The organism is Paenibacillus sp. FSL L8-0158 (assembly GCF_038592965.1).
Taxonomy (GTDB): Bacteria; Bacillota; Bacilli; order Paenibacillales; family Paenibacillaceae; genus Paenibacillus; species Paenibacillus polymyxa_D.
Window position 1 is genome coordinate 2702501 of the sequence record NZ_CP151949.1, and the last position, 19190, is coordinate 2721690.

Annotated in this window: 5 protein-coding genes and 2 rRNA genes (1 of these 7 cut by a window edge); all 7 read left to right on the plus strand. The window is 48.3% G+C overall.

Annotated elements, in window-relative coordinates:
- A 23S ribosomal RNA gene (locus NSQ68_RS12235) occupies positions 1-2866 on the plus strand; it begins 82 nt to the left of the window's first position.
- Between the two features lie 151 nt (positions 2867-3017).
- Positions 3018-3134: ribosomal RNA gene (gene rrf / locus NSQ68_RS12240) — 5S ribosomal RNA — on the plus strand.
- Positions 3135-3776: 642 nt separating this feature from the next.
- A complete protein-coding gene (locus NSQ68_RS12245; protein WP_342428962.1) occupies positions 3777-4100 on the plus strand; it encodes a hypothetical protein in 324 nt (107 codons plus the stop codon).
- A gap of 64 nt (positions 4101-4164) precedes the next feature.
- Positions 4165-4440 (plus strand): GNAT family acetyltransferase, encoded by a 276-nt coding sequence (locus tag NSQ68_RS12250; protein WP_342428963.1) that lies wholly within the window; start codon positions 4165-4167, stop codon positions 4438-4440.
- 19 nt (positions 4441-4459) lie between these two features.
- Positions 4460-4585, plus strand: a complete 126-nt coding sequence (locus NSQ68_RS12255; protein WP_342428964.1) for a hypothetical protein — start codon at positions 4460-4462, stop codon at positions 4583-4585.
- A 701-nt stretch (positions 4586-5286) separates the two neighbouring features.
- Positions 5287-6510, plus strand: a complete 1224-nt coding sequence (gene fabD, locus NSQ68_RS12260) for an ACP S-malonyltransferase (protein ID WP_307354370.1) — start codon at positions 5287-5289, stop codon at positions 6508-6510.
- Positions 6485-19174 carry an amino acid adenylation domain-containing protein gene (locus tag NSQ68_RS12265; protein ID WP_342428965.1) on the plus strand — a complete coding sequence of 4230 codons (12690 nt, stop codon included), beginning with the start codon at positions 6485-6487 and terminating at the stop codon, positions 19172-19174. Before fabD ends, NSQ68_RS12265 begins: the two co-directional genes overlap by 26 nt.
- Positions 19175-19190: the final 16 nt, after the last annotated feature.

Below are 19190 nucleotides of genomic sequence, written 5' to 3' on the forward strand. Positions count from 1 at the left end.
GGAGCTGTAAGCAAGCTTTGATCCGGGGATGTCCGAATGGGGAAACCCGGCTGTCTTCATCGACAGTCACTACTCACTGAATTCATAGGTGAGTGAGAGGCAGACCAGGGGAACTGAAACATCTAAGTACCCTGAGGAAGAGAAAACAATAGTGATTCCGTCAGTAGCGGCGAGCGAACGCGGATTAGCCCAAACCAAGGAGCTTGCTCCTTGGGGTTGTGGGACGTCTCACATGGAGTTACAAAGGAACCGGTTAGATGAAGAGGTCTGGAAAGGCCCGCCAGAGAAGGTAAAAGCCCTGTAATTCAAAACTTGTTCTCTCCGAGACGGATCCCGAGTAGTGCGGGGCACGTGAAACCCCGTATGAATCCGGCAGGACCATCTGCCAAGGCTAAATACTCCCTGGCGACCGATAGTGAAGCAGTACCGTGAGGGAAAGGTGAAAAGCACCCCGGAAGGGGAGTGAAATAGATCCTGAAACCGTGTGCTTACAAGAAGTCAGAGCCCTATGATATTTTCCTTTGGAAAAATCACGGGTGATGGCGTGCCTTTTGTAGAATGAACCGGCGAGTTACGTTCCCGTGCAAGGTTAAGGTGAAGAGCTGAAGCCGCAGCGAAAGCGAGTCTGAATAGGGCGAATGAGTACGTGGACGTAGACCCGAAACCGGGTGATCTACCCCTGTCCAGGGTGAAGGTGCGGTAACACGCACTGGAGGCCCGAACCCACGCATGTTGAAAAATGCGGGGATGAGGTGGGGGTAGCGGAGAAATTCCAATCGAACCCGGAGATAGCTGGTTCTCCCCGAAATAGCTTTAGGGCTAGCCTCGGAAAGAAGAATCGTGGAGGTAGAGCACTGATTGGGTGCGGGGCCCGCAAGGGTTACCAAGCTCAGTCAAACTCCGAATGCCATAGATTTAGTTCCGGGAGTCAGACAGTGAGTGCTAAGATCCATTGTCGAAAGGGAAACAGCCCAGACCATCAGCTAAGGTCCCCAAGTGTGTGTTAAGTGGGAAAGGATGTGGAGTTGCACAGACAACCAGGATGTTGGCTTAGAAGCAGCCACCATTGAAAGAGTGCGTAATAGCTCACTGGTCGAGTGACTCTGCGCCGAAAATGTAACGGGGCTAAACACACCACCGAAGCTATGGCTTGATGCATTGCATCAGGGGTAGGGGAGCGTTGAATGCGGGTTGAAGGTGTACCGTAAGGAGCGCTGGACTGCATTCAAGTGAGAATGCCGGTATGAGTAACGAAAAGATCTGTGAGAATCAGATCCGCCGAAAGCCTAAGGGTTCCTGAGGAAGGTTCGTCCGCTCAGGGTAAGTCGGGACCTAAGGCGAGGCCGATAGGCGTAGTCGAAGGACAACAGGTCGAAATTCCTGTACCACCGTAATCCGTTATGAGCGATGGGGTGACGCAGTAGGGTAGTGACGCGGACTGATGGATGTCCGTCTAAGCAGTGAGGCTGGTGTGTAGGCAAATCCGCACATCGTAAGGCTGGGCTGTGATGGGGAGCGAAAATTATAGTAGCGAAGGTCATGATCTCAGACTGCCAAGAAAAGCCTCTAGCCAGGAGAAGGTGCCCGTACCGCAAACCGACACAGGTAGGCGAGAAGAGAATTCTAAGGCGCGCGGAAGAACTCTCGTTAAGGAACTCGGCAAAATGACCCCGTAACTTCGGGAGAAGGGGTGCCTCGGTAGGGTGAATAGCCCGAGGGGGCCGCAGTGAAAAGGCCCAAGCGACTGTTTAGCAAAAACACAGGTCTGTGCGAAGCCGCAAGGCGAAGTATACGGGCTGACGCCTGCCCGGTGCTGGAAGGTTAAGGGGAGTGGTAAGCTCTTCGGAGCGAAGCTATGAACCGAAGCCCCAGTAAACGGCGGCCGTAACTATAACGGTCCTAAGGTAGCGAAATTCCTTGTCAGGTAAATTCTGACCCGCACGAATGGCGTAACGACTTGGGCGCTGTCTCAACGAGAGATCCGGTGAAATTTTAATACCTGTGAAGATGCAGGTTACCCGCGACAAGACGGAAAGACCCCATGGAGCTTTACTGCAGCTTGATATTGAATTTGGGTACGATCTGTACAGGATAGGTGGGAGCCGTTGAACTTTGAGCGCCAGCTTGAAGGGAGGCATCCTTGGGATACCACCCTGATCGTATCTAGGTTCTAACTTGGTACCGTAATCCGGTGCGAGGACAGTGTCAGGTGGGCAGTTTGACTGGGGCGGTCGCCTCCTAAAGAGTAACGGAGGCGCCCCAAGGTTCCCTCAGAATGGTTGGAAATCATTCGAAGAGTGCAAAGGCAGAAGGGAGCTTGACTGCGAGACCTACAAGTCGAGCAGGGACGAAAGTCGGGCTTAGTGATCCGGTGGTACCGCATGGAAGGGCCATCGCTCAACGGATAAAAGCTACCCTGGGGATAACAGGCTTATCTCCCCCAAGAGTCCACATCGACGGGGAGGTTTGGCACCTCGATGTCGGCTCATCGCATCCTGGGGCTGAAGTAGGTCCCAAGGGTTGGGCTGTTCGCCCATTAAAGCGGTACGCGAGCTGGGTTCAGAACGTCGTGAGACAGTTCGGTCCCTATCTGTCGTGGGCGTAGGAAATTTGAGAGGAGCTGTCCTTAGTACGAGAGGACCGGGATGGACGTACCGCTGGTGTACCAGTTGTTCCGCCAGGAGCACCGCTGGGTAGCTATGTACGGAAGGGATAAGCGCTGAAAGCATCTAAGCGTGAAGCCCCCCTCAAGATGAGATTTCCCAATTCGTAAGACCCCTTGAAGACGACGAGGTAGATAGGTTGGGGGTGGAAGTGCAGTAATGCATGGAGCTGACCAATACTAATCGGTCGAGGGCTTATCCTAAGATAAAACGCAAATGAGTTTCGGATCCAGTTTTCAGGGTGTAACCTTGAAGGTATGTACAAGTGACATACAACAAACGCATGGCTATTCATTCACACGATAAGTGATGAACCGAATAACCATGCGGTAGAATTTGCGTAGCAAATTCATGTTTGGTGGCGATAGCGGAGGGGTTCCACACGTACCCATCCCGAACACGACCGTTAAGCCCTTCAGCGCCGATGGTACTTGGACCGCAGGGTCCTGGGAGAGTAGGACGTCGCCAAGCACGATAAAGAGCACAGCCTTAACGGGCTGTGCTCTTTTTTATCTTTTCGGAATTAGATATTTAAACAGTTTAAAAATAGGATATGGAAACTAAGAAGGAATAACATAGAAGTAACCTAGTCCTGACGAAGAGTAGGCTAGATGGGTGACGTAGTTCTTACATTGAAATAACAAAAACTGAACATGTATTAAAAATGCTTCGGCCATATCCTGCTGGATTAATGAACTCGTATCCCGTTTCTAAAGCTGTAGGGAATGTACGCAAGTTTAATTGAAGAAATTCCTCTTAACTCAAAGTAAACTGTTATCCTAAAGAGTGCTATTATATGCATGAGCATGGATATGTACTACATCCATATGAAATAAAAGTAAGAATAACATAATGCTGGATTATTATGCTTGTTCCTGAAGATATATATCTGAAAGGTTTTAAGACATTTATTTTATGGGTGCTAACAAGGACAAAGTGAGAAATCAGCTTGCTGAAGCGACGATAAGTGAAGTATCTTGGAGCTTGTTCCGTACGATGCTTGAGTACAAGGCGAACTGATACGGACGTGATCTGATTATTGCACCCAAAGCATTTTAGAACTTTTGATCTTCCTCATTTACTTTGCATACATAATGAAAACTGGGTCTTCATATGGTGGAAAAAAAAGGGTTTCCAAAATTAAGACAAGGAACACTGACTTTAGAAATGCTGAAAAAAGCCAACTTAGGCGGATATGAGAGAACCATTTATCGTATATTACATTTCCCATTTCTTCATAAATTACTACATCAACCCAGCTTTATTATTTTTAATCCTCAGTTAGCCCAAAGCATGATTGATGCTAAGTTTATGTTGTATAACATTTATAGTGGCAGATACATTCATTTGGGTATAAAGAAAGAAGATAATTCGGGCTTCTACGTTTCTGTTACTTTTTTGGAGCGTAAAACCCCTTATCAAGGTGACTGTTGTTAAAATTGATGACATAGATATTGATTTTACCTGAACATTCAGATAACTTAGTGCAGACGAACAGCATGTGACCTACGAAGCATACGAAATGATCCGGCAGTTGGGACTCCAGTGGCCTGCCACTCAGGCAGACGTTGCTCTCATTCGGGAGAACATTAAACACAATGATTGCTATGTGCTGGAAATTGACGGGGTCATTCAGGCTACTGTCAGCCATTTGAAAAATAAGGCCCTTGATTTTATAATCGACTTGCCGTTTGTGATGTGGTTCGCTGTAGACCCGGCTGCACAGGGCAAGGGTACGGGAGAAAACGAATTGGGTAGAACACACGATTATTCGTGATCAGTTGGGTGCCCATACGGTGACACTAGCGACAGCGGAGAAGCATCCATATCTGCTATCCATGTACGAGCGTTGGGGATATGAACGTATCCCGATCACCAAGAACGGACGAAGCAGATTCGTTCGCCGAAAGGGGGTTGGATAAAGCCACGAACTTTCACGAAAAGGACATCCGCAGCTTCGTGTGGAACGACTGCAACGCATTACAATTTGGTTTGTCAAGCACCAGATATAACACAAAATCCGTTTCTTACACTTACTACACAGAAATTTTTACAAAAATTCATTAAAAATTACAAACCATGCCTGTTTTTTAGACAAAAAAGGGCATGGTTTGTGTGTATAATATATTTATACATTATATCGACATACTTTAATTTACTTTTATGTTTATATTGAAATAAAACCATTCATATATCGCATTTTTTTCTTATTAAAGGAATTTAGAAAAGATATTGACATTTTTCGAGTCCATATCTATTATATAAATAAAATATTTCTCATTTAATACTTACATCGAAAAACATCCTGTATGACCTCAACAATTTCTCATCACATTCATCTATGATGCTGAATTTTAGGTTCCAAGCCTGAAATTCTAGTATACCTCAAGGTTTTTACACTTCCAAGTCTACTCACACACCTGACTTTTGATCACAATCACACCACGAACGGAACCCTATTACCAATTCACTGCCATATGTCGATTACTATTTTTTGGCAATCGAGCTCGTTGCTTTTTACTGTATTTTTTTCTACATCTTAATGTCACCATATATATGTATTCATACATAAAATGTAAATTTTTTTTGTTTTTCCATATTTTTTTGTGGAAAGGGGTTTGATATGAATCGCATGGCTTTGGTTTTTCCTGGGCAAGGCTCTCAGTATGTAGGAATGGGGGCTACGTGGCATAGCGGCTTTGCAGAAGCGGATCGCTTGTTCGAAGAGGCTGCTGATATTTTGGGATATGATCTGAAAGCTTTATGCATGGCAGGTCCGATGACCCAGCTATCCAGAACATTTTATACTCAGCCCGCACTTCTCACGATCAGTGTCATTGCATTCCGGCGTTATATGCATGAAATCGGAATGATCCCTGAGTTTTCAGCTGGTCATAGCCTGGGTGAATATTCAGCTTTGGTAAGCAGCGGTGTTCTGTCCTTTGGAGACGCTTTACGATTAGTCCAAGAGCGGGGACGCTTTATGGAGGAAGCCGCAGTGGCAAAGCTGGGCAGCATGATTGCCATTCGCGGAGCTGAGCTGGGCGAAGTGGAAGAATGCTGTCGTCTGTACTCCACAGTCGATCAGCCTGCTGCCATTGCCTGTTACAATTCACCTAGCCAATACGTCGTTTCAGGTCATCATACCTCTGTCGCTCTGGCAGCTGGCGAGTTAGAACAACGGGGGGCCCAAATTACGCGCTTGCAGGTCAGCGGCCCTTTTCATAGTACGCTTATGCAGCCTGCTGCGGACAGACTGGCCACAGAGCTGCAAAAATACACTTTAAATGAGGCAAAGTGGCCCGTGATCTCCAATGTGACCGCTCTGCCATACCCCGATGTTGACAGCATCCGTCAAGGATTGATTTTGCAAATGACTCACCCGGTTCGCTGGATTCAAACCATGCAGTATATGGCGAATCGTGGCGTGGAACAAGGCATCGAGTTAGGTCCACGAACGGTGCTGAAAAATTTGGCGAAGGAAATAAACACTACCATTGAATTTCTGTCCGTGGATAGAGACTTGGATCGCGTTGAACTGGAACGCCGCTTCTCAATCCGTGATTGGGTTGCACGTTCCCTTTCACTGGCGGTATCTACCCCCAATGCCAATTGGAATGAAGATGATTATCGAAAGGGTGTTATTTTACCTGTTCGAAGACTGGAAGAATTACTTCGAAGCTCTGAATCAGGGAGCGGTTCACCTCCTGCTTTTGAGCAAAGACAGGAGATTTTGGAGTGTATTCGCCTGGTGTTGCAAACCAAACAGGTCTCCGAAGGAGAGCAGAAAGTAATGCTAGAGCAATTGAGGAGGGATCAGGATGGAACAGTTTCAAACTTTAATTGAAATCATTCAAGACCGTGCAAGCCGGGATGAGAACGGAATCACCTTTATTTCTGGTGATAAACAAGAGGAATACGTATCCTACTGTAAACTTCTGGAGCAAGCATCACAGGTACTTTATGAATTACAGGAAAAAGGGATACAACCTGGCGATGAGCTGATCATGCAGATCGACGACAATCATACCTTTGTGAATGTATTTTGGGGTTGCCTACTCGGTGGAATCGTTCCTGTTCCTGTAAGCATAGGGAATAATGATGAGCATAAAATGAAATTGTTTAAAATCTGGAATACACTTTCCCGCCCTTATATGATTGCAGATGACAAGGTATTGGAACAGTTAGAAAAATACTCGCACCAGCACGAACTGCTGGATTCCTTTGAGCCCGTTAAAAAAGCGACTTTTTCAAGCCATACATTCGATTATTCCAGTCAGAGTAAAGGTGTAGTTCATATATCCAAACCGGAGGACTTAGCTTTTATCCAATTTTCCTCAGGTTCTACAGGTGATCCCAAAGGAGTCATGCTGACGCATGAAAATTTGGTTTACAATATTCGGGATATCGCAAATCAAACGGGCATGAGCTCCAAGGATGCTTATTTGGGCTGGATGCCGCTTACGCATGACCTGGGATTGATTTGCTTTCATTTAACCTGTGTGATCGCTAATGCCAAGCAACTGATTATGCCGACGGCACTTTTTATCCGACGCCCGTCTTTATGGCTAAAAAAAGTATCGGAGCATAAGGTGACCCAAATATGCTCTCCCAATTTTGGATATAAATTTTTTCTCGATCAGTATAAGCCTGAAACAGCAGCTAACTGGGATTTGTCAAGTGTACGTATGATCTTAAATGGAGCGGAGCCCGTATCTGTGGAGCTTTGTCATGTGTTTATGGATGCAATGAGTGTTCACGGTTTGAATAAAAATGCGATGTTTCCTGTCTACGGATTGGCAGAGGCGAGTGTGGGTGTTTCCTCTCCACCTCTGGACAAAAGTACCTTTATATCCATTCATTTGAACCGGCAGCAGTTACACGTGGGTGAACCCATAGAAGAAGTGGATAAGTCCGACAAGCGGTGTCTTACTTTTGTGGATTTGGGGTATCCGTTGGCCAGTACCTCTGTCCGCATTTGCGATGAACAAAATCAGGTGCTTGAAGATGGGGTGATTGGACACACACAGATCCGCGGCAAAAATGTGACATCCGGATACTATAACAATCCAGAGGCTACCGCGAAGGTCAAAACAGAGGATGGCTGGCTTATCACCGGCGATTTAGGGTTTATGCGGAACGGCCGCCTGACTATTACCGGTAGAGCCAAGGATATCATTTTCGTGAACGGACAGAATGTCTACCCGCATGACATCGAGAGGATTGCCGAGGAACTGGATGGCGTGGATCTCGGGAAAGTAGCTGTGTGCGGTGTACATGATGCGCAGACCAGGCAGGATCGTATTGTTGCCTTTGTGATGCACACGAAAAAGATAGAGCATTTTGTACCGCTTGTCCAAAAGCTGAAAAGTCATCTAAATTACCGGGGAGGTTGGCATATTCAGGATGTGGTTCCGATCCGGCGTATTCCTAAAACAACCAGTGGAAAGGTTCAGCGCTTCAAATTAGCCCAGAGTTATGAGCAGGGCGAATTTGATGAAATATTGACAGCACTGGCCGAGGCTACTCGAGTCATGCAAGCAGCTGAGCGTGTAGTCTTACCTCAAGGAGAGATAGAACAGAAGCTAATTGGAATCTGCCAGGATATTTTAAATGTAAAGTCGATCGGGACGGACGACAGCTACTTTGATATCGGAGTGACTTCCTTGCAGCTCGTTCAAATTGTGGACCTGTTGGAGGATCAATTAGGGATTCATATTGAGGTGACGGACTTCTTTTCCTATCCGACCATCGCCAAGCTTGCTGCATATATCTCTAGTCAGGGCATGAGCAGCGACCCGGCTGCAACAGCACAGTCCGAGGCCAAGGATGAAGCAAATGTCAGGGATATCGCCATCATCGGCATGTCAGGCAAGTTTCCTCAAGCGGAAACATTAGAGCAGTTTTGGGCGAATGTGGCATCAGGGGCTGACAATATCGGCACGTACAGCGACGAAAGAAGAAAAGATGCCGAAGATTTCATTTCCCGTCTGAATACGGAAGGACGGAATATGCAAATTGCAGAAGGCGGCTATCTGGATGAAGTAGACAAGTTCGATTACTCCTTCTTTAAGCTGACTCCACGGGAAGCCTCACTCATGGACCCGAATCAACGGTTATTTCTACAAACAGCCTGGAGCACGATTGAGGATGCGGGGTATGGGGGTAAGCAACTGGCAGGCCAAAAGGTCGGCGTGTATGTCGGCTTCTCCAAAACCAGCTTCGAATACGAGCGTTTGTTGTCTGAGGTGGAACCGGGCGCGCTGCCGAACTTTGCCATTGGTAATTTATCATCCATTATTTCCAGCAGGATTGCATATTTGCTCGATCTAAAAGGTCCGGCGCTAACAATTGATACAGCATGTTCTTCATCACTCGTGGCAGTGCATTTGGCCTGCAAGTCCATCCTTAGCGGAGACTGCGACATGGCCTTGGCAGGTGGAGTGAAGACGATTTTACTGCCGCTGAAAGCGGGCATTGGCATGGAATCCTCCGATGATCGAGCACGCGCCTTCGACGACCAGTCGGACGGAACGGGCTGGGGTGAAGGAGTTGGAGCCGTTTTACTGAAGCCGCTGCGCAAAGCGGAACAAGACGGTGACAACATTTTAGCCGTGATCAAGGGAAGTGCCATCAATCAGGACGGCAGCACGATTGGTATTTCCGCACCGAATGCGCTGGCTCAGGCAGAAGTGATTTCGCAGGCGTGGCGTGATGCACGGATTGATCCTGAAACGATAAGTTATATCGAAGCACATGGCACCGGCACCAAACTGGGCGATCCGGTTGAGATTGACGGCATTACCAAGGCTTTCCGCAAGCATACACAGCGTAAGCAGTTTGTGGCGATCAGCACGGTCAAAACGAATATCGGTCATTTATACGAAGCCGCCGGGATTGCGGGCTTAATCAAATCCGTATTGTCCATGAAACACCAACAGATTGCACCGCTCGTTCATTTTCGCACACCAAACCAAAAGATCCATTTTGAGGAATCCCCGGTATATGCCAATACGAGGCTTAGGGAATGGAAGACGGACGGTTTCCCCAGAAGAAGTGGGCTGAGTTCCTTTGGATTCAGCGGGACAAACTGCCATGTGGTGCTGGAGGAATATATAGCGAAGACGGAATCAGACCAAGCCTCAACGGACAGCAACAATAGATCATCACCACTGCTGCTGACCCTGTCAGCGCGGAGTGAATCCGCTTTGCACGAGCTGGTCGGGCGGTACGCAGAACGGTTCGGACGTGCGGAAGAACTCGTGATGCAGGATGTATGCTATACGGCTAACACAGGCAGAAGTCACCTGAATCACCGGATTGCTGTGACTGCCGCAGGGGCGGATGCGTTGAAGGCGAAGGTGCTTCAGTTACACGAACAAGGTAGAGTCGTCGAAGGTGTATACACCGGGAAAGCGGATAGCACAGGTGGCGCAGAGATGGTCACTGGAAGCTTGGACACGTTGCAATCACTGGAGCAACTGGCTGCCAAGTATGTGCAAGGAGCGCAGATCGATTGGAATGCCCTCTATGCAGGTAAGCACTATAAAAAGGTTTCTCTGCCTACGTATCCATTCGAACGGAAAAGATGCTGGATTAACGTACCCGAACAGGTTCGAACGGAACAGAAGGTACCAGTTCATGAAAACTCAACAATAAAGGAGTCTGGAATTATGGGGAACGAGTATTTAGCGCCAGCATCTGCTACCGACCAGCACAAATCATCTATTCTTCAAAAGTTAGCGAAAATGATCGGTAACGTGTCCCAACTCAGCCTGGAGGAACTGGAGCCACAAACACATTTTCTGGAGCTTGGGCTGGATTCCATTAATTTGTCCCAGGTTCGCCACAGTATCAAGGATACCTTCGGACTGGACATTCCAATGAACGAATTTTTCGAATCGTTGACCACGCTGGAGCTGTTGGCCAGCTACGTAGCCGAGCGGGTGAGCATTTTCACTTCTGCTGAAACCCCGGTTCAATCTGTGGAAAATCGTCCAGAAACAACTCTGAATCAGGTTGATCATGCAGCTTTCCCGCTAACCCAACCGTCTCATGAATCCGCTGTTCCGGCTGCGGCATCCGTTTATGCCATAGACACGGCTGGGCAAACACGGGCTCAAAGCTTTCCAATCGCTACAGCTCCTGCGGCTGTAGAGCGAATTTTGGAGCAACAGCTACATCTGATGTCACAGCAGCTCGATGTTCTCCGGCATCAGCCATCTGCATCCGTAATAGCTTCCGAGCCATTTAGCCCGGAAACGGGGGTTTTGCTATCGGCAAGTAGTGAAAGTGCGCAGATCATCCGTACCGAATCCAAGCAGAAAGTCGCGGCTGCATTAGCACCAGCTCCATCCGTAAAGGCTGTTTCCAAGCAGACAGGCAATGAAGCCAAGCCGTATACGCCTTATAAAAAGCTGGATGTTAAAGCACGTGAATTGCTTTCGCTCCGTCAGGAACAACACCTGCAAGAGCTGATTGAGCGCTACACGACCCGTACGCGTAGCACCAAACAGTACACCCAGCAGTATCGCTCCGTATACGCCAATAACCGCAATGTGGCTGGTTTCCGGCCTGTTTTGAAGGAAATGGTGTATCAAATTGTATCCCAACGCGCCGATGGTTCAAAAATTTGGGATCTGGACGGCAATGAATATGTCGACTTGACGATGGGTTTTGGTGTGAATCTGTTCGGACACAATCCAGCCTTTATTCGTGAAAAAATTGAGGAAGAGCTGAAGAACGGCATGTGTGTCGGCCCCATGTCCAACATGGCCGGACAGGTCGCCGAGCGAATATGCAAGATGACCGGCGTGGAACGAATAGCCCTGTATAATTCCGGCACGGAGGCCGTTATGGTCGCGCTCCGTTTGGCACGTGCTGCCACAGGACGAGCTAAAGTCGTCATTTTTGCTGGCTCGTATCACGGTACATTCGACGGGGTGCTGGCACTGGGGAGCGCGGGTGATGTCAAGGAGCATTCGACACCTCTAGCTCCAGGTATCTTGCAGCATATGGTGGACGATGTCGTCGTGCTTCATTATGGGGCAGACGATTCCCTGGATTATATCCGCACCCATGCGCATGAACTGGCCGCGGTTATCGTGGAGCCGGTGCAAAGCCGCCGACCAGATTTTCAGCCTAAAGCTTTTTTGCAGGAAATTCGCCAGATAACGGAGCAGTCGGGTACTGCCTTCATTTTTGATGAAGTCATCACAGGCTTCCGGATTCAGCCCGGAGGGGCCCAAGCGTGGTTTGGGGTGCAAGCCGACCTCGTGACCTACGGTAAAATCATTGGCGGCGGACTGCCCATCGGCATCGTAGCCGGAAAAGCCGCCTTTATGAACGGGATCGACGGAGGCACGTGGAGCTTTGGGGACGATTCCTATCCGCAGCATGAGCAGCAGCGAACCTTTGTGGCAGGAACCTTCTGCCATCATCCGCTGGCAATGGCTGCATCCTTAGCGGTGCTGGATCATTTGGAGAAACATGGCGAGCAGCTGCAAAATCGTTTAAACAACCGCACCTCGGCGTTAGCAGCCGAGCTGAACAGCTATTTCACTGACGAACATGTACCTATGAGAGTGGTTAACTTTGGCTCCCTCTTCCGCTTCGTGCTCAAAGGCGATCTGGAATTGTTCTTTTATCACATGCTGGACAAAGGCATCTATATCTGGGAAGGACGAAACTGCTTCTTGTCCACGGCCCATACCGAGGAAGATATTGCGCGAATTGTGCAAGCGGTCAAGGATAGCGTGAACGAGCTGCGTAAAGGGGGATTTTTACCGGACCCGCCCCCGAATGGAAACGGCCCAGGGCCGGGCAAGCAACCTGTACCTGTTACTATACCTCCAGAAGCTGAAGCAGTGGGTGTTCCAGAAACCGTAATTGCGCTGACTCCTGATCAAAAGCAGCTTTGGTTCGCCTCTGTTTCAGCACGAAGTGACTCTCAATCTTTACACGAAACCGCCTTGTTGCGGTTTCGTGGTCCACTTCATCAGCAGGCGTTCAATCAAGCTGTTCAGGCCATCGTAAACCGTCATGAAGCCTTACATATCTTTATGAGCGGCGATGGGGAAACTCAGGTGATCGCTCCTGTGATGAAAGTGGAAGTCCCGCTTCATGATTTTACCAGTTATCACCCAGATAAACAGGAACAACATATCCGGGCATGGATGATCAAGGACAGTGAAACCCCATTTGCCATGACGCCAGGCGAGCCATTATTCCGGATTCATCTGCTGAAAATATCGGATGAAGAGCATCTGGGTGTTTTTACGTTTCATCATTTTATCGCGGATGGCTGGTCAATCAGTGTATTCATTCAGGAACTGGAGCAGATCTATTCTGCGCTTGTCCGACAAGCTGACTACAACCTTCCCGATCCAGTACCTTTTCGGAATTACGTTGTTTGGCAGCAGGATCAATTGAAAGCCGGGAAAGATGAGGCCCTAGCTTTTTGGTCAGCGATGCTAGATAAACAGCAGCCTGTCCTCCATCTGCCATCTCCGGTGAGGGGAATACAAATTCCGTCTTCCAGAGGAAGCAGACATACCATAATGCTCGAAGCGACGCTCGTTAAACAATTGAGATCTGCCAGCATAAAGCTAGGCAGCAGTCTTTTTATAACGCTGCTATCCGCCTTTCAGATTTTTCTACATCGGCTGACAGGGCAGCAGAAAGTAACGGTGGGGGTTCCAACCGCAGGACAATCCCATATGGACGCCTTCTCTCTGATCGGCAACTGTGTCAACTTGCTTCCGATGATCAGCGAAGTGCGTCCTGATGCTACTTTTACGGAGCATGTCCAAGCAGTCAAAAAGCGCATGAATGAACTAGACAGCTTTCAAAAGTACAGCTTTGCCGGACTCGCTCAGCTGGGGCTGAGGCATTTGCCTGTCATTAACGCTGTATTCAATATGGATCGACCGATTCCGCGTTTTCAGTTCCATGAACTGGAAGCGGAACTCGTTGAGAATGAGGTATCATTCAGCAAATACGAGTTGTTTTTGAACGTGACAGAGGCACAGCAACAATTACGTTTTGATTTCGACTACAATTCGGATCTTTTTCAGCCAAACATTATCGAAGCCTGGTCAGGATATTTCCTGAATCTGCTGCATTCCTTTGTAGAGGAAGAAGGGGCTCGCGTTTCCGCGCTGACTTTACTCCGTGCGCCGGAGAACGAACAACTTCGAACTGCATGGGCAGCAAATACCGATGCCAACGGAAACTATCTTTGCGTCCTCGATGCCTACAAGCATTTGGCACCTGTTGGGACAGCAGGAGAGGTGTATCAAGCCTCAGTAGCAGGCCTGTTGGGAACGACCCGGGAATGGGCTTACGTGGAAAACGATGGCAAGCTGCAGCATATTGGCAATTTGAATCGGACTATCCACATTCGCGGACATCAGGTTAATCTGGAGCAGTTGGAGAAACACCTGCTGCAAATATTAAAATTGGAGTCCTGCGTCATTACACCACAAACGGACGAAGCTGGAAAAGTCTCATATATAACCGCCTATGTGGTCGCAAACGCATCGAAGCCTTGGGAAGAAAACGCACTAAAAAAGGCTGCAATCGAAATTCTTTCAGATTATACGCAGCCCCGTTTTTGGATTCCTATGGATCATATTCCTCTTCTGCCGGATGGTCAGCCTGATCTACAGGCTTTGCCAGAGCCGGGACAAGCAAGCGTATTGACTAAAACAGACACCGCTTCTGAGAACCACGGCGTAGAAGATCAACTCGTGAACATTTGGATGGACGTTCTGAATGTAACAGATATCAGCGATGACGATAATTTTTTTCAACTGGGTGGTGATTCACTAAAAGCGACGGTCATTTTGTCGAGAGTCAATAAGGAATTGGGTGTACACATTCCACTCAGCCACATTTTTGAGCTGCAAACGATTGCTGAGCTGGCTACATATATTGCGGGTGGAACAAAGAAGACCTATAAACCGATTGTATCTGTGAAATCGCAAGCCTTCTATCCGGTATCTTCTTCCCAAAAGAGAATGTACGTGCTGGATCAGCTGGGGGGTGGAAAGGCCTATCATGTACCAGGTCAGCTTTTCATAGAGGGAGATCTGGAGGTTCCCCGCTTCATTGAAGCCGTTAGAGAAGTTATTTTGCGTCATGAATCCTTTCGGACGTATTTCGATCTGGAAGACGGGGAAGTGGTACAAAAAGTTCGGGACACGATTCCATTCGACATCCCGTATACCCGTATTTCCAAGGAAGAAGCAGAACAGGCTCGGACCTTGTTTGTTCGGCCTTTTCATCTGGGAACAGCTCCTTTATTCCGCGCTGAACTGTACGAATTTATCGAAGGTGGCTTCAATTTGCTAGTAGATATGCACCACATCGTGTCCGATGGTTTCTCCATGGCCGTGCTGCTGGATGAAATCATTCAACGGTATCAGGGTAGACAGCTTGCGAACATTCAGCTTCATTACAAAGACTTTGTTGCTTGGCAGAAGCAGCAGATCACTGACGACGGATTGCAAGCGCATGAATCATATTGGCTTCAGATCTTGAAGGGCGAGCTTCCTGTACTAAATATGCCTACGGACTTTTCGCGTCCGCAAGCACAAAGCTTTGAAGGTGACAGCTTGACCGTCACCTTGGAATCCAAACTTACTAGCAGACTCTACAAATTGGCCAAAGATACCGAATCTACGATCTTTATGGTACTTTTGGCGGCTTATAATATCCTGCTGGGCAAATATTCTGGCCAAGAGGACATTATCGTGGGTACACCTGTTGCCGGAAGACGGCATGTGGATACGCAAGCGATGATTGGCATGTTCGTCAATACGCTGGTTCTTCGCAATCAGCCGCAATCTTCTTTAACGTTCCAATCCTTTTTGCAGGAGGTTAAGCAAAACTCGCTACTAGCACTGGAGCATCAGGAATACCCGTTTGATGAGCTTGTAGACAAGCTGGAACTGGTACGTGACGTAAGTCGAAACCCGGTGTTCGATACGATGTTCAGTTTGCAAAATGTCGGCACAGATGTTTTGGAAACAGGAGGCATTCGTTTTAAACCGGAAGAATTCAACGCAGGCATATCCAAGGTAGATTTTTCATTGCATGTGACCGAGGAAAAAGAACGTTTGTCCTTCACTTTGGAGTATGGCACAAAGCTGTTTAAACCGGAGACCATCCGACGGCTGGCAGAGCATTTTGTGCGAATTTTGGAAACGGTGACGCAGGATGTCCGGGTACGGTTGGCCGATATTACGATGGTATCTGATGAAGAGAAGCAATTGCTGCTAACCGGATTTAATCATACTGTCGTACCTTTCCCGTACCATGAGACAGTCCACGGGCAGTTTGAAAAGCAGGTCGTACAGACGCCGGGTCATATAGCATTGGTGTTCGGAAATCAGCGTCTGACCTACCGGGAGTTGAACGAACGCGCTAACTCACTGGCACGGGTACTTCAAGCGCATGGTGTAGGACCCGATAAGCTAGTCGGTCTGCTGGTGCAGCGTTCGGCGGAAATGATCATCGGTCTGCTGGCCGTGCTAAAAGCGGGTGGCGCTTATGTGCCGATTGACCCTGAATATCCGTCAGCCCGTATTGAATATATGCTGAGTGATAGTGAGGCCGCCGTACTCCTGACCAGTCGCGATCTGGTAGGAGAACACCATTACAGCACCAACACCCTGTTTATTGAAGATGAGGAAGTATATCAAGGAGAAAAGACCAATCTGGAAGACAATGCTCAACCGGAGCATCTGGCTTATGTCATCTATACTTCTGGCTCAACCGGAAATCCGAAAGGAGCTATGCTCCAGCATCGCTCGGTGCTGAACTTTATTACAGGAATGCGTGAAGTGATCGACTTTGCAGCGAGCAAAACGATTTTATCGCTCACCACCATTTCGTTCGATATTTTCGTATTGGAAACGATCCTGCCGCTGCTAGGCGGAATGACCGTCGTGCTAGGCGACCGCCATCATCAGGTCGATCCTCAGACACTTGGCGAGCTGATTACTGCACATCACATTGACATGCTTCAAATGACGCCATCCCGGCTGCAAATGCTGCTGAGTCATGAGGAAGGTTTCCGTGCGCTGCAAGGTGTACAGGAAGTTATGGTGGGGGGAGAAGCGCTTCCGCCCAAGCTGCTGGAGGCATTGCAGAAATTGAACGGTCCCCGCATTTATAACATGTACGGACCTACGGAAACGACGGTGTGGTCGGCAGTGCAGGAACTTACGAATGCCAAACAGATTGACATTGGACGTCCCATTGCGAATACGCAAATTTATGTCATTGATGCGCAGGACAGATTACAACCTATTGGTGTACCAGGCGAGCTATGCATTGCAGGGGAAGGATTGGCTCGTGGCTATTGGAATCGCGCGGAACTGACGGCGGACAAATTTGTAGATAATCCATTTTCAACAGGAACACGAATGTACAGAACGGGCGATCTCGCCCGCTGGAAAGCGGATGGAAATCTGGAGTTTATCGGCCGAATCGACCATCAGGTGAAAGTACGTGGATTCCGGATCGAACTGGGTGAGGTTGAAAATGCTTTGATGAGCCATTCTGCAATTCAAGAGGCTGTCGTCACTGTATATCAAAACAAAGAGCAAGAATCCGTCTTGTGTGCCTACATTGTATTGCATACAGAAGAAACACCAAGCTTAACGGTCATTCATGAACATGCCGCCAAGTTGCTCCCATATTATTCGGTTCCGTCTTACTTCGTGTTTCTGGATCGGATACCGTTGACACCGAACGGAAAAACCGACCGAAAAGCATTGCCGGAGCCTGAAAAGCTATTCCGACCGGATGTGGCCTATGTAGCGCCGCGAAATGATGTGGAAGAAGCTTTGGCCGCCGTATGGCAAGATGTTTTGGGACGCGATCAGGTGGGCATTCAGGATAACTTCTTTCTGCTCGGAGGCGACTCGATTAAAGCAGTTCAAGTCATCGCACGCATGCGTCTCCACGGGTATTTACTGGATATCCGACACGTACTGGAGCATCCGTCCATTGAAATCCTGAGCGGCTATGCAGAAACACTGTCCCGTCCGATAGAGCAAGGTCCGATAGATGGAGAAGTACCACTGACACCGATACAACGACATCTAATCGATTGGATCGAACGTCATCCAGCATCCGAGGCACTTCCTGCCGCCACGTCGGTACTGCTGTTGGCAAAGTCGGGCTTTGACGAGCAGCCATTGCGAGCCGCATTGAAGAAAATTGTGGAGCACCACGATGCTCTGCGCCTTGGCTTATTACAACAGGATGACGGGTCGGTTACGCAAGCTCACAAAGGACTGCATGAGGAGCTAATCACGCTGGAGGTGCTGTCGCTTACGGGAACGGAAAGCGAAGCACGCAGCCAATTGGAAGCTGAATGCCAACGTATTCAAAGCAGCCTACGGCTGTTTGAAGGACCACGAGTTCGGGCAGGGCTTTTCCGCCTGGATAGTGGAGATCATCTTTTCCTTGCTGTAGACCCGCTAGTGGCTGACGCCATTTCATGGAATATTTTGCTCGAAGATCTGGCAACAGGCTACGGACAAGCTCTGGATGGGGAAACGATTGTCTTACCGGACAAAACGAACGCTTACCAAACGTGGGCAGAGCATCTTGAGCATTATGCGAATAGTAAAGAGCTGCTCAAGGAGCAGGACTATTGGAACAAGATAGAGTTGTCAGAGTGGAGAACGCTTCCCAAAGACCATGAAGTCATTACGGACTCTGGAACGGAACGGCAAACGAATCAGCTCCATCTGCAATTATCAGCAGACGAAACCCAGGACCTGATGACACAGGTCAATCATGTCTACAACACAGTGCCGGAGGAAGTACTGCTGTCCGTACTGGGGCAAACAGTGTCCGAATGGTCAGGACAAGAACGGATTGCACTCTACGTGGAGAACCCTGGCCGAGAGCAGGCTGAAACAAATTCGCTGGATATCTCCAGAACGGTAGGGCAGTTTACGTCCGTGTATCCAGTTGTACTGGACATCAAATCTGCGGATGATATAGCGCTGTTGCTCAAGGGTGTGAAGGAAACGGTTCGGCAGGTTCCAAATCACGGATTGGGCTACGGTGCATTGAGATATCTGACCGAAGCCAGAAATCCAACGGATTCTAAACGTTTTCGTCATCCGGAAATTGGTTTCCGTTATATAGACTCCCTACACCCGGAATCGGTTTATTTTTCAATATCGCCGCTGCAAGCTGAAATTGGACCAGGTACCAAGGATGTGATTAATGGTTCATCTTATGCTCTTTATATGGATAGCCGGTTGGAGGACGGAAAATTAAGTATCCGTATATCCTATGACAGGAATGCATATGAAGAGCGCACGGTCAAACAACTTTTCTCCCGCTTCGAAACACACCTGTTGAATACCATTCGTCATTGCCTTGATCAGTCCGGTCAGGAACTGACACCAACAGACGTAGGGGCAGATGATCTGGATTTGGAAGAGTTCGAAGAGATGAAGCATTTTTATGAAAGCCTATAAATATTCGATTGAGGGG

Excerpts from the sequence above, each read along its gene's own strand:
- NSQ68_RS12265 (WP_342428965.1), top strand. The coding sequence starts at position 6,485 with ATGGAACAGTTTCAAACTTTAATTGAAATCATTCAAGACCGTGCAAGC.
- NSQ68_RS12245 (WP_342428962.1), top strand. The coding sequence starts at position 3,777 with ATGGTGGAAAAAAAAGGGTTTCCAAAATTAAGACAAGGAACACTGACT.
- fabD (WP_307354370.1), top strand. The coding sequence starts at position 5,287 with ATGAATCGCATGGCTTTGGTTTTTCCTGGGCAAGGCTCTCAGTATGTA.